This window comes from Aminobacterium sp., assembly GCF_034926885.1.
Lineage (GTDB): Bacteria > Synergistota > Synergistia > Synergistales > Aminobacteriaceae > Aminobacterium.
In genome coordinates, this window is the sequence record NZ_JAYFQR010000005.1 from 44,403 (window position 1) to 65,149 (window position 20,747).

Annotated in this window: 19 protein-coding genes, 1 pseudogene and 1 riboswitch; of the genes and pseudogenes, 11 read left to right on the plus strand and 9 right to left on the minus strand. The window is 42.0% G+C overall.

The features are described from left to right. Position 1: 1 nt before the first annotated feature. The 3 genes from VB083_RS04025 to VB083_RS04035 all read right to left on the minus strand — a co-directional run bounded on the left by VB083_RS04025 (position 2) and on the right by VB083_RS04035 (position 3,962). A complete protein-coding gene (locus VB083_RS04025; RefSeq protein ID WP_307879653.1) occupies positions 2-1,264 on the minus strand; it encodes a M20 family metallo-hydrolase in 1,263 nt (420 codons plus the stop codon). 107 nt (positions 1,265-1,371) lie between these two features. Then, a complete protein-coding gene (locus VB083_RS04030; RefSeq protein ID WP_213690052.1) occupies positions 1,372-3,477 on the minus strand; it encodes an acetate--CoA ligase family protein in 2,106 nt (701 codons plus the stop codon). Continuing rightward, complete coding sequence (locus VB083_RS04035; protein ID WP_213690053.1) at positions 3,474-3,962, minus strand: hypothetical protein; 489 nt, start codon at positions 3,960-3,962, stop codon at positions 3,474-3,476. Before VB083_RS04035 ends, VB083_RS04030 begins: the two co-directional genes overlap by 4 nt. Before the next feature lie 120 nt (positions 3,963-4,082). Next, positions 4,083-4,255: riboswitch (cobalamin riboswitch) on the minus strand. A 233-nt stretch (positions 4,256-4,488) separates the two neighbouring features. On the opposite strand from VB083_RS04035, the gene VB083_RS04040 reads away from it, so the two are divergent. Continuing rightward, positions 4,489-4,749: a hypothetical protein gene (locus VB083_RS04040; RefSeq protein ID WP_213690054.1), complete on the plus strand. Its 261-nt coding sequence runs from the start codon at positions 4,489-4,491 to the stop codon at positions 4,747-4,749. Between the two features lie 102 nt (positions 4,750-4,851). Here VB083_RS04040 and VB083_RS04045 read toward each other — a convergent pair whose 3' ends face one another. From VB083_RS04045 to VB083_RS04055, 4 genes and pseudogenes are all read right to left on the minus strand, one after another. Then, positions 4,852-7,014, minus strand: coding sequence for a heavy metal translocating P-type ATPase (locus VB083_RS04045; RefSeq protein ID WP_307879652.1), 2,163 nt, complete (start codon positions 7,012-7,014; stop codon positions 4,852-4,854). A 175-nt stretch (positions 7,015-7,189) separates the two neighbouring features. Next, positions 7,190-7,741, minus strand: coding sequence for a CZB domain-containing protein (locus tag VB083_RS11720; protein ID WP_416242158.1), 552 nt, complete (start codon positions 7,739-7,741; stop codon positions 7,190-7,192). Between the two features lie 69 nt (positions 7,742-7,810). Next, positions 7,811-8,842: pseudogene (locus tag VB083_RS11725) on the minus strand (methyl-accepting chemotaxis protein); the annotation flags it as partial. A 31-nt stretch (positions 8,843-8,873) separates the two neighbouring features. Further along, complete coding sequence (locus VB083_RS04055) at positions 8,874-9,074, minus strand: heavy-metal-associated domain-containing protein (RefSeq protein ID WP_213690056.1); 201 nt, start codon at positions 9,072-9,074, stop codon at positions 8,874-8,876. Between the two features lie 212 nt (positions 9,075-9,286). Between VB083_RS04055 and VB083_RS04060 the strand changes: the two genes are divergently transcribed. The 10 genes from VB083_RS04060 (at position 9,287) to VB083_RS04105 (ending at position 18,873) form a co-directional block, all read left to right on the plus strand. Further along, on the plus strand, positions 9,287-10,393 hold the full coding sequence (locus VB083_RS04060; RefSeq protein WP_213699679.1) for an ABC transporter substrate-binding protein: 1,107 nt from the start codon (positions 9,287-9,289) through the stop codon (positions 10,391-10,393). A 98-nt stretch (positions 10,394-10,491) separates the two neighbouring features. After that, the gene (locus VB083_RS04065; RefSeq protein ID WP_307879649.1) at positions 10,492-11,325 is read left to right on the plus strand and encodes an ABC transporter permease; all 834 of its coding nucleotides are present in this window, start codon (positions 10,492-10,494) and stop codon (positions 11,323-11,325) included. 12 nt (positions 11,326-11,337) lie between these two features. Next, positions 11,338-12,105, plus strand: a complete 768-nt coding sequence (locus tag VB083_RS04070; protein WP_213690059.1) for an ABC transporter ATP-binding protein — start codon at positions 11,338-11,340, stop codon at positions 12,103-12,105. Between the two features lie 54 nt (positions 12,106-12,159). Beyond that, positions 12,160-13,440, plus strand: coding sequence for a PocR ligand-binding domain-containing protein (locus VB083_RS04075; RefSeq protein WP_213701446.1), 1,281 nt, complete (start codon positions 12,160-12,162; stop codon positions 13,438-13,440). Further along, positions 13,415-14,089, plus strand: a complete 675-nt coding sequence (locus tag VB083_RS04080; RefSeq protein WP_213690061.1) for a response regulator — start codon at positions 13,415-13,417, stop codon at positions 14,087-14,089. Before VB083_RS04075 ends, VB083_RS04080 begins: the two co-directional genes overlap by 26 nt. A 188-nt stretch (positions 14,090-14,277) precedes the next feature. Next, positions 14,278-15,549 carry a serine hydroxymethyltransferase gene (glyA, locus tag VB083_RS04085; protein WP_213690062.1) on the plus strand — a complete coding sequence of 424 codons (1,272 nt, stop codon included), beginning with the start codon at positions 14,278-14,280 and terminating at the stop codon, positions 15,547-15,549. A gap of 172 nt (positions 15,550-15,721) precedes the next feature. Next, complete coding sequence (locus VB083_RS04090) at positions 15,722-16,927, plus strand: M20 metallopeptidase family protein (RefSeq protein ID WP_307879648.1); 1,206 nt, start codon at positions 15,722-15,724, stop codon at positions 16,925-16,927. Continuing rightward, on the plus strand, positions 16,928-17,743 hold the full coding sequence (locus VB083_RS04095) for a DUF3100 domain-containing protein (RefSeq protein WP_213690064.1): 816 nt from the start codon (positions 16,928-16,930) through the stop codon (positions 17,741-17,743). A 5-nt stretch (positions 17,744-17,748) separates the two neighbouring features. Next, complete coding sequence (locus tag VB083_RS04100) at positions 17,749-18,195, plus strand: hypothetical protein (protein ID WP_213690065.1); 447 nt, start codon at positions 17,749-17,751, stop codon at positions 18,193-18,195. 153 nt (positions 18,196-18,348) lie between these two features. Beyond that, positions 18,349-18,873 (plus strand): DUF2179 domain-containing protein, encoded by a 525-nt coding sequence (locus VB083_RS04105; protein WP_213690066.1) that lies wholly within the window; start codon positions 18,349-18,351, stop codon positions 18,871-18,873. Positions 18,874-18,891: 18 nt separating this feature from the next. Here the strand turns inward: VB083_RS04105 and VB083_RS04110 are convergent, their stop codons facing one another. Then, complete coding sequence (locus VB083_RS04110) at positions 18,892-19,989, minus strand: M20/M25/M40 family metallo-hydrolase (protein ID WP_213690067.1); 1,098 nt, start codon at positions 19,987-19,989, stop codon at positions 18,892-18,894. A 98-nt stretch (positions 19,990-20,087) separates the two neighbouring features. Continuing rightward, a complete protein-coding gene (locus tag VB083_RS04115) occupies positions 20,088-20,732 on the minus strand; it encodes a cyclodeaminase/cyclohydrolase family protein (protein ID WP_323401770.1) in 645 nt (214 codons plus the stop codon). Positions 20,733-20,747 lie beyond the last annotated feature (15 nt).

Consider the following 20,747-nt stretch of genomic DNA (forward strand, 5'->3'; position numbering starts at 1 on the left):
CTTATTTCGCTAAATCAAGCAATGTTGCCAATAACAGATCTGCTCCCCGCTTAATATCTTCGTAGGATGTATATTCTTCGGGGCAATGGCTTCGGCCATCTACGCTCGGGACAAAAATAAGCCCTACTTCAGCAACGGAACAGAGAAGAACAGCATCGTGAACTGCACCACTATTCATTTTCTTATACGGAATGCCTAGGGCTTGGGCACTTTTTTCTATAGAGCTGATTACTTCCTGAGAAAGCTGTACTGCTTCCTGCTCTCCCAGCAACGTCATAGAAAATGTAAGGTTATATCTCTGAGCAATTTCATCAAATCTTTTACGTACTTCTTCCACGACATCGTTCATTGGCTGTTGATAGACATCACGAATATCTATTGAAAATACAACTTTACCTGGAATAATATTTGAAACGTTTGGTTCACTCTCCATATATCCTACAGTTCCCACAGTAGATTCGGTTCCTTTTGTCTGAACAGCTTCTTCTACAGCACTAATCATATGCGCCGCACCGAGAAGAGCATCTTGACGGAAATTCATGGGCGTAGCACCTGCATGATTTGGAACGCCGTCAACTTCAACTCTGATTTGTCTCAGACCTGCAATAGCTTCTACAACACCGATGGGCATGGAAACAGAATGAAGCATGGGACTTTGTTCTATATGGAGTTCAATCATGGCCTTTACTTCACCCTTGTTAAGAACATATCGTGACATATTATCAGGATCATATCCCGCATTTTTAGCTAAATTATACATAGATTGACCTGATAGATTTTTAAGAGTATTCAAATCATCAAAAGTATATCGGCCAACCATAGCCTTACTCCCGGCGCAACACGAACCAAAATTAGAGCCTTCTTCTTCTGAAAAAATGACCACTTCAATGGGATGACTTGGAGTGATATTGTTTTCTTTCATCACTCGAATCGCTTCAAGAGCACCGATAACACCTACCACGCCATCATATTTTCCGCCACGCCGAACTGAATCCACATGTGAACCGCTCATCACAACAGAAGCATCTGGATTGCTTCCAGCGTATCTAGCTCGGATATTGCCAACACCATCAATAAAAACGGAAAGACCAAGTTCCTCAAAAATATCAAGAAGATATTTTCGTACTTTCAGATCTTGAAGGCTGTACGTAAAGCTTGTACGCCCATCTGCAGATGTTCCAGTAGCACCTAAGGAAGCTATGTGTTCAATGTCTCGTTCAATGCGTTGCTGATTCGTCTGAAGATAAGGTGTCATGCCGCTCATGTAAGAAGTCCCTCCTTAATAATATGTAAAAATATCTCTCAACTCTTCTGAATGTCTTGTCTAACATACTTTATTTTCCTATACATCACAACTTTTCTTTATATCGGCTACTTTTCTCCATTTCTGATAACGAGAGCATCAGCAGCAATGGCACCTTCTCCTTCAGGCATAACAAAGACTGGGTTGATATCAAGTTCAAGAAGGTCTTCTTCAACACAAGCAAGACGAGAAACCTGACTGACAATTTTGGACAAAGCATGAATATCTCTGTGACGTTGTCCTCTGGCACCGGAAAGGAAGCCAAAACCCTTTAATTCTTGAATCATTCTCAGTGCTTCTTCCTCATCCACAGGAGCATGGCGAAGAGAAACATCACTTAAAACTTCGACGTATATGCCTCCAAGGCCTACCGCAACAATAGGTCCAAAAACGGGATCTCGCTTCATTCCGACGATACATTCCATACCACCTTTAACCATCTCCTGCACAAGGTAGCCCTGGATTTTTTCTCCCGAAACATGTTCTTTAAGATTTTTTCTCGTCTTCTTCAGAGCGTGACGTAACTCATCGAAAGAGCGAATATCGAGAGCTACAACATCAGCTTCGGTCTTATGCAAAATTTCTCCGGCCATTCCTTTAAGAGCAACGGGAAAACCTAACTCTTCAGCGGCATCAAAAGCTTCTTCCATATCCCGACAAAGATGTTCTCGCGTTACAGGAACGTTATACCGTGCTAATAATCGCTTCGCATCATATTCTGTCAGTTTTAATGGGAAAGATCCAAGCAAAGAAGACGTCATTTCAATCGTATGGGAAGGCAACTTCCGCCTTTGTCCCCAATTTACGAGAGCCTTTAAAGCACGAGCACACTGTCTAAAGCTTTGAAAAACAGGAATCCCAGCATTTTTAAGTCGTTCAATAAACGTCTCGCCATGTTCATCGTCAATCATCCATACTACGGCTTGAGGTTTCGGGGTTTTCTCGTAACTTCGGATCAACTCTTCCGCCATCACACTCCCGGCTTCTCCCACAATCATTGAGAGAGCTGTAACAACCATGCTAATATCAGGATCACCGAGAGCCGTATTAAGAACTTGACGGAAATTCTCCGGTTTTTCAGAAATCTGCACAGTCATATCTACCGGATTACGCGACGCCCCAAAAGTTGGGATAACTTCTTCTATACTCTTTTTACTTACTGTTGAAAATTCAGGAACGCTCATTTTCAAATCATTGAGACTATCGGCCATTACTATGCCTGCGCCTCCCGACGTAGTAAGAATAGCCGCCCGATTGCCGTCAGTACGAGGAGAGGCTCCAAACAGCTGGCCTATACCGATAATATCGTCCATATCTTCCAGTGGAATAACACCGTATTGTTTAAATATGGCCTTCCAGACAGCTTCGTCTCCAGTCAAAGCTGCTGTATGACTTTGAGCTGCTTTTTGGGCGGAGGGAGAGCGTCCCGCTTTTAAAACAGCAACAGCAATGTCTCTTTCTCGAGCCTCTCTTACCACCTGTAAAAAACGCTCCCCGTCATCAATTCCTTCGAGATACATCATGAGAAGTCTTACTTCCGGATCTCGAATAACATACCCGGCACACTCGACAGCATCAATATCAGCCTGATTACCAGTAGTAACCACATAACGATATCGTACCCCGTGGTTGAGACCTACTCCAAAAGACGAAAAACCAAAGGCTCCGCTTTGAGAAATAAAAGCAACGTGACCCGTTGTTGGAGGATCAACGTTATAGAGGGCGCCCGAGAAGGTGAGGGGGATTCCTGCTGCCAGGTTGAGGAGACCCTGACAGTTGGGGCCAAGGATCCTAATATGGCCTTCCCGAGCGATGTCCATCATTCTTTGCTGTAAAGACGTATCGCCCGTTTCCGCGAAACCTGAAGAATAAATAATAACGTTATGTATCCCTTTTTCTGCGCACGTCTCAAGAGCAGCCGGAACAAACTGAGCCTTTATACTAATAAGAGCAACATCAGTTGCCTCTGAAATTTCAGAGAGATCATGATAGCAAGGCAGTCCCCCTACACGATCGTATTTAGGGTTGACTGGGTAAACTGTACCGTTATACCCAAAGCGTTGCATGGCTTTCAGAGTCCGGCCAGTTAAACTATCAAGGTCTGCTGAAGCTCCCACAATCGTTACACTTCGAGGAGAAAAAAGAGGGTAGAGTGGATGATCACGCAAAGTCATGCTATGGCCTCCTTCGTTATAGCTTGCCTTGTTTTCTCAAAACGCACTATAGATCTCTGACAAGCCTTGCAATACGAGAGGTATATTTCTTTCGTCTCATCTTTCGAACAAAGCACCACTGTTTTTAACCAATCTTGTGTAGCATAAATAAGATTGGTTAATCCCTCTACCCAAAGAAGTCTTAGTCTTTTCTCCCCATATAACGAGGATTGTGAGAGTCCTTTCTTTAAACGTTCTACAAATAAACGTGTCTTTTCAAGAAAATCTGCACAGACTAGAACATCTCCTTCTACATTGAGAGATGCATTAATATGAGCGATGTATTCTGCTATAAGAGCTTGAACCTCGTCGTTCGATTTTGAAATATTTGTGACTTCTGGAAGGATTTCACTTCTATTCTCGAGAGCTTCAATGGTCTTCTCAACAAAATCAAGTCGAGAAAACTCATTAACATATTGGGTCAGTCTCCCGTGAGCCCATTTCATATGTACCATCCTCCTTAACAAAAAATGGCTGTCCCAACGAGGACAGCCATAAAGCTCACAGGAAAAAAACCTCTCTTGAAAGAAAAGTTTTTCCACAAATAGTCCTGAATCCTCGCAGGGATTTGCCTCTCTTCAACAGGCCGGTCTCCTGGCTCGCTTTCTTCCTCCGAAACACCTTCCCGGGCACATTAATTCCTACCCAGTGGTCTCATGTTTCATCGTCAAGCTCACAGTGGCGGGTCCGCGTCGGCTTTTCACCAAACTTCCCGTTCACCTGATGAAGTCATATTGTAAACATACAATAGCCTTTCGCTTCTTTTACGTCAATAGCAAATTATCATTTTGTCATTTTCTTATTTTTTCAAAAAACACACGACTAATATTTTTTATTATAGAGATAAAATAGATAAAAACTTTATGAAAAAAGCCCTTAAAAAATTAATTTATAACTCGGTAATAATTCTGTTTATTTTTACAGCCATTTCCTTTACAATACCACCATGCCCTATTGAAGGAGGTAGAAGTTATGGACTGGGGAATAGTTCCTGGAGAAACCGTTGTTATTAAATCGAAGAACATCACCCTTCGAGATATCGTACAAGCCATTGTTGATGGAGCAGATACTGTGCCTGCAATAAAAGAGAGTTTTGGCCTGACCGATAACGACGAAGGTGTTAGCGATCTTGGCGATATTCTGGATGTTTTTGTCCCAGCAATTGAAGCCCTCCGCGGTGGCGGATGTGGAGGTTGCGGTGGCGGTTGTGCCGGCTGCCACGGACATTGCTAAGAAAACAATAAAAAAGCTGCACCCCAAAAGGGAGCAGCTTTTTTTATGCCGAAAAGACAAGATCAGAATCTCTTGTATAACTATTTTATCGTAAAAGAATTGTTATTTAGACACTCGTATCCTCATAGAGTTTAATATAACTGAAATAGAGCTGAAAGCCATCGCCGTTTCTGCAATGGCCGGGTGAAGTAACGCCCCCATAGCAAGAGGAATAGCAATAACGTTATAAGCAAAAGCCCAAAATAGATTCTGACGAATGACGGTAAAGGTCTGCCTAGAAATATCCACTGCGTCCGCAATAGAAGAAATCCCGCCACGCACAACAACAATATCTGCACTATCGATAGCAAGATCTGTTCCAGAGCCAATGGCTACACCGATGTCTGCACCTTTCAATGCAGCCGCATCATTCATCCCGTCTCCTACCATAAGTACCTTTTTTCCGCTTGTCTGAAAATCTCTGAGGATACTCAGCTTTTCATCTGGGCGAACTCCAGCGTAAACACTTTCAATTCCCACTCGTTTCGCCACAGCTCGAGCTGTTCGTTCATTATCTCCTGTCACCATAACTGGAGTAATTCCGAGCTCTTTAAGTCTTTCCACAGCTCTTATAGCATCATTTCTTAGTGGGTCCTCAATAGCTATAAACCCGACAACAACATTATTCTTGCGAACTTCAACTACCGTTCGCCCTAAAGAAAGCTGTTCTTTATATTTTGATGAATCTTGGGGTTTCCCTATAAAATATGAATCTTCGCGAATAACTCCTTTAACACCCTCTCCTGTAATCTCTTCCATAGAGCGGGGTTCAAGTGTTGTTTCAGTTACAGCCGCTACCGCTTTCGCTAAAGGATGTATAGAATGTTTTTCAAGGGCAGCTACTGCTTCAAGATCGCCATTGGAAAGATTCGTTTCGACAACACTTGGACTCCCTTGAGTAATTGTGCCCGTTTTATCCATCAAAACAACGCCCACTTCTTTAGCTGTCTGTATTGCCTCTGCATTTCTAATGACAAGTCCTTTTTTGGAAGCTGCGCCAGTCCCTGTAATGAGAGCCATCGGGGTAGCCAACCCCAAAGCGCAGGGACAAGCAATAACCAGTGTCGATATGAAACCAAAAATAGCAATTGATAGCGGCTCACGAACAGAGGTGACCCACGGTAGATAATGCGAAGCCGCGTCAAGAATAAAAGAAAAACGATCAATGCCAAAATACCAGAAAAAACCGCTTATAAGAGCAAAAGTCGCAACAGCTGGAACAAAGTAATTTGTCACCCTGTCAGCAAAAGCTTGAATAGGGATTTTGGCCCCTTGTGCTTCCTGAATCAAGGCAATCATTTGAGATAAAAAGCTATCTTCTCCAACTTTTGTCGCCTTAACTTTTATTGAACCGGTGAGATTTAAGGAACCTCCTGTTACTTCTCCTTCTACTTCTTTGTGAACAGGTATTGATTCCCCTGTAATCATAGATTCATCCACTGAAGTTGCCCCTTCAATAATCATTCCATCCGCTGGAATTCTTTCTCCTGGACGAATTATGAGGGTAAAATCTTCTTTAACAGCTTCGATGGGAACTGATATTTCTTTTCCCGACTCATCTAAAATACGAGCTTCCCGTGCCTGAATTTCCAAAAGAGATTTTATTTCTTTTGAAGCTCTATCTCGTAAATGAGATTCTATAAAACGTCCTGTTACGTGAAGGGCAATAATCATGGCGCCGATAGCACCGAATGATGCAACTTTTACTCCTGCAAGAACAAGTAATGAAGTAAGCCACGCAGCAAGAGCTCCAAGAGAGACAAGAACATCCATATTGGCATGTAAATGTGAGAGAGCTATCCAAGCCCCTTTCATGGAGGCGCGTCCAGCACCGAAAAGAACGACAGCCCCACCAATAAATTCCATCAAAGGAAACCACGGCATATGAAAACCTGTCATATGCATAAACATTAAAACCATGAGAGGAAGAGTTATACCCCAACTTATAACAAGGTTTCTCTTCGCCTCTTCATACCGGCGTCGATCAAGATCCTCAGGTGGTTCATACGAAACTTCATACCCTGCCTTTTTTACTGCCTCTTCAAGTTTTTCCATGGGAACTTCCTTTTCGAGAACCACAAAGGCAGTCTCTGTTGCTAAATTAACCCCTGCGAAAACGACACCATCTACCTTCTTGAGAGATCTTTCAACAATCCGCGCACAAGTAGCACACGTCATACCAGTGACGGAAAAAGATATTTTTTTTGAGTTTTCGCTGTTGACCATCGCTAAAAATCAACTCCCTTTCATATTCCTAGTTAATTGATAGGATATAACACTTATTATCCCATAATACCCTACGCATGTATATAAAAAGGGCCGCATTTCTCATAAAAAGAAATAGCGGCCCTTCCCGTCGCTTCATTATATGCTTTAATTTAACAATTATTATTGTACCATGCTATTTATTTTCTGCACTGCTCACAGGAATTAACCCTGTGCTATTTTTGTGACATTCTTTTCCCCGCCTGCACTGACTACTCATGTCTCCTAAAGTTCTTACTAAAATCTGGCTTATCCCTAACGCTTTCTCATAGAGATATTGTGCTTCCTGAGGATTCCCTTCCTTCGCCGCTTCAAAAACTTTATGTCCCAAGTGATGGAGTTCATCGTGATGGCGAAGAAGTTCATTCCAATTCTTACGATCAATTACATCTGGACGTTCAACAAAAGAAAGGAAGATGCCGAATTGACAACGAGTAGGGTCAGTTTCCACATCCCACGAACCTCCATCAAGATATTCTTTCAGCCGCTTGATCCATCCCTTGTGTGCTTTAATAGCTCCATCGGCAATATCAGCAAAGTCACATTGCTCAACAACCTGTATTTGCGCCATTTCTTGCAGAAGAGAACGTGCCTGTTCTCCTCCTTCCTTGTTTGAAATGAGCATATTATCCACAGAACAGTTAAGAGTCGTTACATTTTCACCCAGCAGTTTAAATTGTTGCTGCATGCGCTCGGTAAGATGATTTACTGTCTCGGCAGAAGCTGCTAATTCTTCTGATGATGCTGAAAGTTCTTGAGCACTAGCAGCAACCTGATGGGTAGACTCACTGATATGAGTTACGTTACTCAAAATCTGCCCAACGCCCTGAAGGGCATCTGAAACATGCACAACAGTCTGCTCAACCCTTCCAACTATAGTCGATGCATCTTCGGAGGCACCCTGGACCTCCGCCACCAGTTCCTCCAGGTTTGTTCCTATATCAAGGGCTGCTTTACGGCTTTCTTCCGCCAGTTTTCTAACCTCTTCGGCCACAACGGCAAAACCCCGCCCTGCTTCACCAGCACGGGCTGCCTCAATCGAAGCATTCAAGGCCAAAAGATTCGTCTGATCAGAAATACCAGTAAGAACCTGAACAACAGATTGAATCAATGCAACTTTTTCAGAAAGAAGAGCCGCTCTGCGAGCAACTCCCATAACATCTTCTCCCAAGTCTTGTATTGAATGTTCCGCCCCACTTAACTTCAACTGTCCCTCATTTGCTTTTTCAGAAACTTGAGTTACAGTTTGATTAAGCTTTTCAGCAAGTTGCGCAAGTGATTGGGCTGTAGAGGATATTTCTTCTGAACTTGCATATTGAGTTTGTATAGCCTCCGTAACACGGCTACCAGCATCGACACCTTCCTCAACTTCCTGAGTCATTTCATTAAAGGCATCAGAAAAAACTGAAAGCTCACGTTCCAAACGAAAAAAAGAAAACACAAAAGAGTGAAGCCCACGTATAATCCTCAAGGAAATATGACGAAATGTTCCTATAAGGCGAGTAAGCATCTCTTCCAAGGTTCCCATTACGGAACTGACATCCATTTTGGGAGCAGGAATTCTTAAATCTACTCCTTTGTCGGACCGCACCCTTCGCAGCCACGATAATATTTTTGAAGCAGGAACTCCAAAAACATAATGATCCTTCAATAAGCAAACACATGCTAGTAAAATTGACCATGAAAGGAGAATAGCTCCTCGTGCCGGTCCGTTATACCAATGATATAAAACAGGCCCTAATGCAAAAACAAAAGCAGCAACGCTATAAAAAAAAGAACGACTATGCATGCCTGATGTAACCTCCTAAAAGATAGCAACGTTATTTTTCAATGTTAGCGGAATACCCAGCTTCATCCAGAATATCCATAATTTTTTGAGGATCTTCCGTCTCAATATGTACGGTTTTAGTCTCGAGATCAACATTAAAACCACTATACCCAGCTTCCTCCAATGCGGTAGTTATACGTTTAACACAATGAGCACATGACATGTCTGGCACATGAAATTTTAAATTTCCCATTATATTCCCTCCTTCTACTCTCCGTTGTATTCTCATTTTGTAGTGCTACGTACCTTCTCTTTATAGTCCATATACCCCCCATTTGTAAAGTTTTTCCAGACAAACTTATATTTTCAATAGTTGATCGATATCATTTTCTCTTCTATAATATTTCAGATCTGTTATAAAACTTATAATTAAATATTATTTATAGCATAAGGGAGGTTTCTTTTTTGCACATTTCAGGATTGAAAAAAACATTATGTGTCTCTTGTCTCGCTGTTATCTTGTCAATGGTTTTAATTCTTCCCGGCATTGCCGGAGACATACCTCGTCTCAATGTCAGTTATATTTTTACAACCCACTTAGAACCATTTATGGTCGCCATGTCAAAAGAAGAAAACTTTAAAGAACTCGGAACATGGCTGAAACCTGTCGTTTCAAAAGAAAAGTATGATCTTATGGTTGATGGGAAAGCTGTAGCCCGGCTTAATATTATTGTCGCAAAAAGCGGATCAGAGACGGCTGTTCTCTTTGCCCAGAAACACCTCGATATTGGCATGGGCTCTCTTCCTGCCATGATGTCGGCAGTGGACAACAACACGCCCATAAAAGTCTTATGCCCCATCCACACAGATGGAATGGGTGTTGTTGTAAGTAAAAAAAGTCCTATTAACACATGGGAAGATTTTCTCGCTTACGTAGCAAAAAATGAGAAACCTGTAAAACTGGGATATCATTCACCTACAAGTGCACCCCGTATTGTTGTGGAAGGAGCCCTGAATGATGCTGGCCTTACACTGACACAAGACGCAAATAATATGGATGCAGACATATTGCTCGTCGACCTCAAGTCAACATCAAACCTCATCCCTGCATTGATGAGCCAGCAAGTTGACGCCTGGGTGGGACCTGCGCCATTCCCTGAAGTAGCAGAAGTACAAGATGTAGGGAAGACTATTATTGATCTTCGTAATTTACCCCCAACAGGGAAATGGTCACACTTCCCTTGTTGTGTCGCCGCTGCGCGAGATGAGATTCTTGCAGCACACCCTGAGGAGGTCAAAGCCTTTACAACCCTTCTTACGCAAAGTGCAAAATGGTGCAATGACCATAAAAATGAAGCAGGAAAAATCGCCGCTAATTGGATTGGTATTCCAGAAGAGGCCGCGGCAAAATCCACGATTGTATACACAACGGATCCTTCAGAAGGGTGGATGCGAGGCGCTCAAACATATCTATCGGTATTAAACGGTATGAATAAATTTAAAGGCCAACTCAAAGGAAAAGCTATGGATGACGTCCAATCGCTTATCTTTGATTTTTCATATGTCAAGTAACTCTTCATTTCCCTTGTCTAAGATAATGAAGGGTACATGCGGGGAAGAGTCTGCAAGCTCTTTCCCGTTTATTATGTAAAAGGGAGGTCATTACTCTCATGAAGAAAATCTCTTCTCTTTTTCTCCCGGTCATTGTACCGTCTCTTTTTCTTGTTTTTTGGGGATACATGGCCCAGCGAATAGGTAATGATATTGTCTTGCCCACTGTTGGGAATGTAGCAGATCTTTTGACTCATCCCACAGAAAATTTAATTAGTATGGGATCTCTTTTCGATAACGTTATTGTAAGCCTGATACGCGTGCTTGCTGGGTATTTCTTAGCTATTGTTCTTGCTATTCCTATTGGAATCGTAATGGGATATTATGGATCGGTATTCAAGCTTTTCCACTCTTTTTTGAGTATTTTTAGACCCATTCCTCCTCTTGCCTGGGTTCCTCTTGTCTTAGCCTGGTTCGGAGTTGCCAGCCTGGCCACCCTTTTAGGAATTGAGGAAGGTTCTTGGTATGTCTATTTCAATAACTTAAAGTTTTCAATGATCTTCATCATTTTCATTGGCGCTTTCTATCCTATTCTTACAAACTCTATTTACGGAGTATCAAATGTAAGAAAGACTCTAATCGACTCTGCTCGCGTTCTGGGAGCACATGAAAACGATATTTTCAAAAAAATACTCCTTCCAGCATCGGCTCCATCTATAGTCAATGGCTTACGAGTCGGCCTAGGAGTCGCCTGGATGTGCCTTGTTTCTGCAGAAATGCTCCCAGGAAGCATTTCTGGCATAGGCTATCTCATCACTCATTCTTATACTGTCGCTCGAACAGATATTGTTATAGCCGGAATGGCAAGTATTGGTGTCGTTGGAATGATAATGGATTTTGTTTTTCGCATTATAGAAAAACGTTGCTTTCGTTGGCAGCGCTTAACACGATAAGGAGGGAAAATCGTGGAGCCCTTAATAAATGTTAAAAAATTAGAGAAAATATTCTTTACAGAAAAGGGGGGGCAGGTCAAAGCCCTTGATGCAGTAGATTTGTCTGTAAACATCAATGATTTCATCTGTATTGTAGGCCCTTCAGGATGTGGAAAATCAACGATGTTACGAATTATTGCAGGTCTTGAAGAGGCTTCGGGAGGAGAAGTTCTCTACCACGGAAAACCTATAACATCGCCAGGAAAAGAGCGTGGAATGGTCTTTCAAGAATACTCACTTCTGCCTTGGCGTTCTGTTATTGAAAATGTAGGTCTCGGTCTTGAATTTGCTGGTGTACCCTTAAAAAAACGTCAAAAAACAGCGTTAGAGTACTTACGATTGGTAGGACTTGAGAGTTTCAAAGAAGCTTATCCCTACGAGCTCTCAGGTGGAATGCAACAACGAGTAGCTATTGCCAGAGCCTTGGCCAATAACCCTGAAGTGCTGCTTATGGATGAACCTTTTGGAGCTCTTGATGCTCATACACGTATAATTCTGCAGAAAGAGTTGCTTCGTATCTGGCAGAATCACCAAAAAACAATTCTCTTCGTTACACACAGTGTAGACGAAGCTGTTTATCTTGCCGATAAAATCATCGTCATGTCGGCTCGACCAGGACAAATCAAACAAATTATATCGGTTGATATGCCTCGACCGAGAAAACGATCTAACCCGTTATATGGAGAATTAACAACTACCATTTTAGGAATGCTCGACGAAGAGCTCGCTAAAGCGGTATAGAAAAATCAGAAAACGTGTAAAATAAAGAGGAGAGCTTGCAAAGGAGTGATATCCATGCCCTCTCCTCAAATATCTCTTCTTGATCTTATTGAACGAGAAGAACTACAAAAAATACAAGATGCCTTTGCAGAAGTACATGATGTCGCTTCTGTTATTACAGATGTTAATGGAAATTCCATTACAGAACCAAGCAATTTTAGTGAAGTTTGCCAATTAGTCCGTAAAACACCCGAAGGCGCTCGCCGCTGCATCTACTCGGATCGCGTTCTTGGAATGAAAGCAGCTCGTTTGCTTCAACCTACATATCAAAGATGCTTAAGTTGTGGTTTTGTCGATGCAAGTGCTCCTATTATTGTTGACGGGCATCATATTGCAAACTGGCAAATATCTCAAAATGCTCTCGGAGTGGGGGGAGAACGCATAAAAAATTATGCTATTGAAATAGGCGCTGACCCCCTTCAATTATGCCAGGCCCTTAGAAAAATGCATGAAGGATCGCTTGAGCATTTTGAGAATACGCTCAAATTACTTTGGCTTATGGCTCAACAGCTTTCATCAAAGGGCTTCGTAAATCTTATTTTAGCCCGAGAAATAGAACAGGTTCGCAATGCTGAGAAAAAACTGGAAGAATCTCAGGAAAATCTACGATCTCTTGCATCTGAACTAACATTAGCAGAAGAGAGAACCCGTCGTAAAATCGCAGCTAATCTTCACGATCAAGTAGGGCACGCTCTTGTAACAATGCAGCGGAATCTACGACAAGCTCTCAAAACTAATGATGAGCATATAAAAAACCACCTCTTATCAACAAGTATTGCTCATCTCGATGATGTTATAGAGCAAACGCGAAATCTTACCGCGCGCCTAAGCCCGCCTCTCTTGTACGATTTGGGACTGGCCGCAGCGTTAGAATCTCTTGGAGATGAAATGTTTTCTCCACAACATATTGATTTCATATTCAACTCTCCTACAAACTGCCGTTTTCTTGAACAAGAAGTAAGCATTATGCTCTACCACATGATAAAAGAAATTTTTATCAACGTATTAAAACATGCCCGAGCCACAGCTGTTCAATGTCTTATCACTAATGAAGACAGTTACATTTGTGTTGCAGTACACGACGATGGAATAGGTTTTAATCCCTCCCAGGCAATCGCCATTCGAAAGCGAAGTTTCGGCCTTTTCAGCATACGAGAGCGTTTACGCCATTGGGAAGGACAAATGAATATCAATTCTTCTAAAGGACAAGGAACTAGCGTTATCATTAAACTTCCTCTAAAAAACAACTCTGAAGAAGGAGGGGGTCTCTGTGACTGTTCGAATTATTGTTGCTGACGATCATCCGGTAACACGAAAAGGACTCAGCAGTGTGCTTGAAAATATTGACAACTTTCAAATCGTTGCAGAAACAGGAGATGGATTATCTACAGTCAAGGCGGCACTTCTACATAAACCTGATGTCATAATTATGGATATTTCCATGCCAAACATGAACGGTCTTGAGGCCACTCGTTCCATCCATGAGAAAAATAAACAAATAAAAATAATCGCTCTTTCAATTCATTCGAATAAACATTATGTTCGAGAAATGTTTGCCGCCGGAGCAACAGGATACCTTCTGAAAAATTGTGATATTGATGAAGTAATCAAAGCCATTAATGTTGTATGTGATGGAGATATGTACCTTTGCACCGCCCTTACTTCTATGGTTATCGAAGATTATGTTATCCAATCATCTGGAACTCACGCCTCCTTCACCATACTCAACACTCTTACATCGAGGGAAAAAGAAATTTTGATACTCCTGGCCCGAGGCTTTGCCACTAAAGAGATAGCATCTCAGCTTGCAATAAGTCGAAAAACCGTCGAAACACATAAAGCACGAATTATGGAAAAGCTTGGCCTTTACTCTGTAGCAGAGTTAGCACGTTTTGCAGAACGAGAAGGTCTGTTATCTGTTGCCCCTCCAAACAACCAAGACTAAAAGACTATGGTTACAAAGACTTATAGATCGTAAAAATTACCAAAAGCCTGACATTTTTGTCAGGCTTTTGGTAATTTTGCACCCTATTTTCCTTATTGTCTTTAAATGTTAAACGTTTATGATTTAATTGAGAGTTGGCTTTTGTCAGCTTTCGTTCCACTATAATCTGCCCAGAGGAGGAATGGTTAGTGAATCTCATTCATTTTATCGACCCAGAGTTGGGCGCAGCCATTGAGGGAGAAAAAGAACGACAAAACATGACAATTGAGCTAATCGCTTCAGAAAACTTCGTTCCAGAAGTCATTCTTGAAGCACAAGGCTCACTTCTTACAAACAAATATGCGGAAGGATACCCGGGAAAACGTTACCATGGTGGATGTCAATTTATTGACATCGTTGAAAGTCTCGCTATAGAACGTGCCAAAGAATTATTTGGAGCAGATCATGCAAATGTTCAACCTCATTCGGGCGTAAATGCAAACCTCGCCGTCTTTATGGCTATGCTGGAACCTGGGGATACAATTCTCGGCATGGATCTTAAACATGGCGGCCATCTTTCTCATGGCACTCCGGTAAATATTTCGGGAAAATTCTTCAATGCATATCGATATGGTATAGACAAAACAACTGGCGAAATAGATTACGATCAGGTTGAAAAGTTAGCTAAAGAAGTTCATCCCAAACTGATCATTGCTGGAGGCAGCGCCTATTCTCGATTTATTGACTTCGAAAGATTTGCCCAAATAGCCCACGAAGTAGGCGCCTATTTTATGGTTGATATGGCACACATTGCTGGGCTCGTAGCAGCAAATGTCCACCCAAGCCCTGTTCCATATGCTGATTTTGTAACATTTACAACAACAAAAACCTTAAGAGGTGCGAGAGGTGGCAATATCTTATGTCGATCCCAATATGCACAGAAGATTGACAAAGCTATTTTCCCTGGAATTCAAGGTGGGCCCATTCCTCAGATTATGGCAGCAAAAGCTCTCACATTCAAATTAGCCATGACCGAAGAATTTAAAACATATGCCTCACATATTATAAAAAATGCGAAAGTTATGGCTCGCACTCTTCAGAGAAATGGATACGATATTGTTTCCAACGGCACAGATAATCATCTTATGCTTGTAGACCTCAGACGTAAGAATATGACAGGTCGCGACGCCGAAAAGAAACTGGAAGAAGTTGGAATTACCGTTAATATGAACCTCATTCCCTTTGATCCTCAAAAAGCAACTGTTACAAGTGGAATTCGTATCGGTCTTGCCGGTGTTACAAGCCGAGGTTTCAATGAACAAGATACTGAAAAAGTAGCTAAACTCGTTGTTCAGGTTCTCGAAAATAGAGATGAGTCTCTTATACCAATATTAAAAAAAGAGGTAAGAGAGATTTGTATCGAGCATCCCGTTTATATGTCAAAAACAGAACTTGCTCTACGTTACAGAGCAAGCAACTAATAAAAAGCCCTCAAAAAGCAGGTTCCGCTTTTTGAGGGCTTTTTATTACATCACCTTACCCCCTCAGCGGTAGCTTATTGGTCTTGTAGTAAAGACAATTAAAGAATATCCTATACAGAAAAGAGATACAGGGGAAAAAGATTAACCGGCACCTTCTCAGGAGGGATAAACTATGACGCTCAGTCATGCCATTAAAAAGCAAAGTCAAGATATTTTCGAAGAACTTCAAGTGCTATACAGAGATTTTCATAAGCATCCAGAGTTAAGTTTTCAAGAACATGAAACTTCTGAAAAAATTGCAACCTATATGGAACAACTTGGTTGCTCAGTACAAAGAAATGTTGCAAAGACAGGTGTCGTTGCTCTTTTAAAGGGGGCAAAGGATGGACCTACTGTTGCAATCCGTGCAGATATAGACGCATTGCCTATTGAAGAAAAGAGCAAACTCTCATATACTTCAACATCAAAAGGGCTAATGCATGCCTGCGGCCATGATATTCATACGACGTGTGCTCTTGGAGCTGCAAAAATTATTGCGTCTCTACAAAGCAAACTTCAAGGGACAGTCAAGTTTATTTTCCAGCCAGCAGAAGAAATAAATGCAGGAGCCAAGGCCATGGTGGAAGAAGGCGTTCTCCTTAATCCTGATGTTTCCATGATTTTTGGCCTTCACAACCACCCTGAAATTCCTGTAGGAAAAGTTGCCCTTAAAGAAGGTCCCCTTATGGCCTCTGTAGACACAACTTTTCTTAAAGTAATAGGGGAAGGCGGACATGGAGCTTTTCCACATCGTGATATCGATCCTATCGTCGCTACAGCATCGATCATAATGAATCTTCAAACTATTGTCAGCAGAAACGTCGATCCCCAACAATCAGCAGTAATAAGTTTCGGAACCATACATGGAGGAACTGCCAATAATGTTATTCCAGATGAAGTAGAGCTCACGGGAACTGTTCGAACCTTTGATCCTCATGTTCGTGAATCTATGGAGTTATGGATGCAAAGAGTTATTGAAAATGCAGCAGCAAGTCTCGGATGTTCTGCCAATTTCTTCTATCGCCGAGATCTTCCTGCCGTTTTTAATCATTCTGAAATTACGGCTATAGGAATGAAGGCCCTCGAAGATCTTATAGACAAGGAAAAAATTGTCTCTCCTGTTCCTTCTATGGGAGGCGAGGATTTTGCTATTTTCCAAGAAAAAGTACCAGGATGTTTTTTCTGGCTTGGAGTCGGTAATCCTGAAATCGATGCAGTTCACCCTTGGCACAGCCCACGCTTTAAGGCCGACGAACGTGCCCTTTCTATTGGAGCCGCTCTTTTAGCTCTTTCAGCGTGGTATGGAACAATACACGACAATATGAAAGGGGAGATGTAAATGAAAAATGCAATTCGCAACTGGAAAATTCACCTTTTAGTCCTCGGCCTTGTCATCATCGCAGAATTGATCGGAATCCACGCCTTCAATCTTGGCCCGGGGAAAATAGTGCTTCTTCCAATGCTTTATGCGCTGCTCATGGGAGCTTTTTTAGGCCCGAAATTTATCAAATTGGCAAGTCATAAAGACATGGTTGATGCAGGAAGTCTCGTAGGAGTCACCCTCATGCTTCTTATAGCACGATATGGCACCCTCGTAGGTCCTAACCTTCCTATGATTTTGAAGACAAGTCCCGCACTTATTCTTCAGGAATTAGGGAATTTGGGGACAGTACTCATAGGAATTCCCATCGCTGTATTTCTTGGACTAAAACGAGAATCGATCGGAGCCGCTCACTCTGTAGCACGAGAACCAAACGTTGCTCTTATAGGCGATGTTTATGGCCTCGATACGCCTGAAGGGCAAGGCGTTATGGGCGTTTATATATGCGGAACCGTTTTTGGAACTATTTTTTACGGGCTCATGGCCACATTCGCAGCTGCCTTTGGCATTCTTCATCCTTTAGCATTAGCCATGGCCTCCGGTGTTGGAAGCGCAAGCATGATGACAGCGTCTGTAGGGTCATTAAGCGCCATGTTCCCAGAAATTGCCGACAAAATCCAGGCCCTAGGTGCCGCAAGCAATATGCTTTCAGGACTTGATGGAATTTATATGTCACTATGGCTGGCACTTCCTCTCTCAGAGTGGCTCTACAAAAAGATGTACAAGGCTAAATATGGAGTTGTTCCTGAAAAGCCAATTTATAAGGAGGTGTAATCCTTATGAAAACCGTTGAAGTCTTTTTTGTTTTAATTATTATTGGTGTTATTACTCTTGTAGGAAATCTGGTTGGCTTTCATACGCCCATAAGTGATGCTATCCCGGGAATGGCCTTTCTTATCGTGTTATGTCTTCTGGGCGTAATTTGTTCAAAAGTTATACCAGTGCGTATTCCATCGGTAGCCTATATCGTAACAATAGGCTGCATCGTAACCTACCCAGGTTTTCCAGGAGCGGAAATACTGACAGCGTGGGCACAAAAAGTCAGTTTTTTAGCTTTGACAACTCCAATATTGGCATATGCAGGAATATCACTGGGAAAAGATTTGGATATGCTTAAAAGAACCGGGTGGAGAATTATCGTTGTCTCATGTGTTGTTTTTGTTGGCACGTATATTGGCTCAGCTATAATTGCTCAGGGTGTTCTCAAGCTTATCGGAGAAATTTAAACGAATTTATCTTATTCCATTATTAAGTAAAAGGAACCAAGTAATGGTTCCTTTTACTTTTTTATACGGTTTTTTCTCTTCAAAACCCAAATGAATATTCTTGATTTTATCCTCTTATGTCGCGTATGATAAATATGATAAGGGGGGATTGAAATGACCTTAGAATTTAATCTCGCTGTAGTCCTTATTTTTTGTGCTCGTTGTACTGATGTGTCTATGGCAACAATGCGAATGCTGCTCTTGGTGAAAGGGCAACGGTTTAAGGCAGCATGTATTGGATTTGTAGAAATCTCCCTCTACCTTTTGAGTTTAAAATATGTTCTCGACGCAGGTCTCAACAGCCCCTTAAGTTTTATTGCCTACGCTCTTGGTTTCTCCACAGGAAATTATATTGGTTCTTTTCTCGAAGAAAAACTTCTGAAAGGACACCTCATTGTAGAAATTATTATTGAAGATACAGAAGCAGGAAGAATGTTGGCTGATGTTTTGAGATCTAAAGGTTTCGGAACTACTGTTCTTGAAGGAGAAGGGCGAGATGGTCCTCGTCTTATTCTTAAGGTTATCTGCGAACGAAAAGATAGGATTCTTGTTGCAGAGGAAGGGAAAAAAGCTGGAGGCTTTGTTTTTATGGCTGACATTCGAAATGTCTGGGGAGGTTATTTCACTAAGAAAAAATAAGAGCCGTTTTTTGTTTATCTAAGCACCATTCATAATGGCATAAACAATGTCACCTAACGTATATAAGTCGCGTTCAAGAATATACTCTTCTGAAGTGTGAGCATTTTTTGCACCAGTACCTAATGTAACAGCTTCTATTCCTTTCTCGTTCAATATGTTTGCGTCACTTCCACCACCTGTAGAGATAAGAACTGGAATTAACCCACAACGGCGCACTGCAGACGAAGCCCACTGAACTGATGGAGCCATCTCGGTTAATGTAAAACTCCTATATGATTTTTGAACTCTCGTCTTGACTTTTGCCCCTAACGATTCCGAGCCTTTTTCCATCGCTTCAACCATTGCACTCACAGTATCTTCAAGTTTTTTCTCGCAATTAGAACGAGCTTCCCCCTCCACTATGACTGAATCGCAGACAATATTTGTAGCCCCTCCTCCATGAATCATGCCAATGTTTGCCGTTGTCTCATGATCGATACGACCACTTTTTATCTGCCGTAACCCCTCAGCAGCAGCAAGTATGGCATTAACTCCATTTTCAGGAGACGCGCCTGCATGTGCTGCTCTTCCAGATATCTCCCATTTAATCTTAACATGGGAAGGAGCTTGTACCACGATATGTCCAGGATCAGCTCCATTATCTATAATAAAGGCCATTGAAGCCTGAAGTTGGTTTAGATCAAGCTTTTTTGCGCCCTCCAGCCCTGTTTCTTCCTTAACAGTAAATATTATTTCTATACAATGGTGAGGAATCCTCTTTTCTGTAAGAGTTTCCAATCCTTCTAAAATAGCGGCTATCCCCGCCCTGTCATCAGCTCCTAGAATTGTATCTCCAGAAGAAGTAATGACACCTTCACGTATACGAGGAACAACGGGTTTCGAGAGGAAAACCGTATCCATATGAGCAGAAAGAGCGATACACCGGTTTCTATCATGAGTAGGAGGAAGAACAGCCACTATATTTTCTGCCCTTTCCTCACTTCCTTGTCTTATAACAAGCCCTAAACGACGGAGACGAGGCAATATATACTGAACAACAGGCTGTTCGGCTCCAGACTCTGCCTTTATTTTTACGAGATCAAGAAAAGTACTAAGCATACGCGCATAATTAACCATCTCAATAAACCTCCGCTACTATCTGATTTTATTATGCGCTTTTTTTCACAGAATGCAATTTTAGCAGTACGATTCTAAATAGTAGTTTGTTATCTGACTTATTCCCGAAGCTTTAAAAGAGCATTTACATAATGCTCATTTGCTCTGTCTATCTCCGATGTAATATCGTACATGAGAGATAGGGCCTCGTCCTGTACAGAAGAACAAAAATTTTCATCATAAAGGCGAGGTAGATTTGTTAATATCGTTAAGCATGACGCCACGGCAGTTGCTCTTAACAAACAAAGTCCCGTCATTCCGTCATTCACAGCCACTCTGGCTCCCAAAGCAGCAACATCACGAAGCAGGGGAAGGATTTCCTGGCAACAACGCAAAACTTCGAGGGGAACAACTACTGCTTTTTTCATCATTTGCTCTCTCATTTGTTCTTTGATTTCTTCCTCCTCAGGAGTCTCTGAAGGAAGTCCTCCTGCTTCAATGAACGAAAGATATGCATTCGTATCCTCTTCCATAAGGTAAACAAGTCGATCTGATAACGATGCAGTTTCATCTCGAACACGTTCCATCACTTCCCAAGACTGTTCATACGCTTCTTTCGAGAGAGTCAACCGTGAGACAAGACCGCCAAGAGCAGCTGCCATTGCTCCACATAAAGCAGCAGCACTTCCGCCACCAGGGGAGGGGGTTCCAGCAGAAAGCTGCTCTACAAAATCGTTCACCGTCATACGAGAAAGTCTAGGCATATCTTATATCTCCTT

Excerpts from the sequence above, each read along its gene's own strand:
- VB083_RS04090 (WP_307879648.1), top strand. The coding sequence starts at position 15,722 with ATGACGCTCAGTCATGCCATTAAAAAGCAAAGTCAAGATATTTTCGAA.
- VB083_RS04075 (WP_213701446.1), top strand. The coding sequence starts at position 12,160 with ATGCCCTCTCCTCAAATATCTCTTCTTGATCTTATTGAACGAGAAGAA.
- VB083_RS04035 (WP_213690053.1), bottom strand. The coding sequence starts at position 3,962 with ATGAAATGGGCTCACGGGAGACTGACCCAATATGTTAATGAGTTTTCT.
- VB083_RS04110 (WP_213690067.1), bottom strand. The coding sequence starts at position 19,989 with ATGGTTAATTATGCGCGTATGCTTAGTACTTTTCTTGATCTCGTAAAA.
- VB083_RS04045 (WP_307879652.1), bottom strand. The coding sequence starts at position 7,014 with ATGGTCAACAGCGAAAACTCAAAAAAAATATCTTTTTCCGTCACTGGT.
- VB083_RS04055 (WP_213690056.1), bottom strand. The coding sequence starts at position 9,074 with ATGGGAAATTTAAAATTTCATGTGCCAGACATGTCATGTGCTCATTGT.
- VB083_RS04100 (WP_213690065.1), top strand. The coding sequence starts at position 17,749 with ATGAAAACCGTTGAAGTCTTTTTTGTTTTAATTATTATTGGTGTTATT.
- VB083_RS04095 (WP_213690064.1), top strand. The coding sequence starts at position 16,928 with ATGAAAAATGCAATTCGCAACTGGAAAATTCACCTTTTAGTCCTCGGC.
- VB083_RS04115 (WP_323401770.1), bottom strand. The coding sequence starts at position 20,732 with ATGCCTAGACTTTCTCGTATGACGGTGAACGATTTTGTAGAGCAGCTT.
- VB083_RS04040 (WP_213690054.1), top strand. The coding sequence starts at position 4,489 with ATGGACTGGGGAATAGTTCCTGGAGAAACCGTTGTTATTAAATCGAAG.
- VB083_RS04065 (WP_307879649.1), top strand. The coding sequence starts at position 10,492 with ATGAAGAAAATCTCTTCTCTTTTTCTCCCGGTCATTGTACCGTCTCTT.
- VB083_RS04030 (WP_213690052.1), bottom strand. The coding sequence starts at position 3,477 with ATGACTTTGCGTGATCATCCACTCTACCCTCTTTTTTCTCCTCGAAGT.
- VB083_RS04105 (WP_213690066.1), top strand. The coding sequence starts at position 18,349 with ATGACCTTAGAATTTAATCTCGCTGTAGTCCTTATTTTTTGTGCTCGT.
- VB083_RS04025 (WP_307879653.1), bottom strand. The coding sequence starts at position 1,264 with ATGAGCGGCATGACACCTTATCTTCAGACGAATCAGCAACGCATTGAA.
- VB083_RS11720 (WP_416242158.1), bottom strand. The coding sequence starts at position 7,741 with ATGCAGCAACAATTTAAACTGCTGGGTGAAAATGTAACGACTCTTAAC.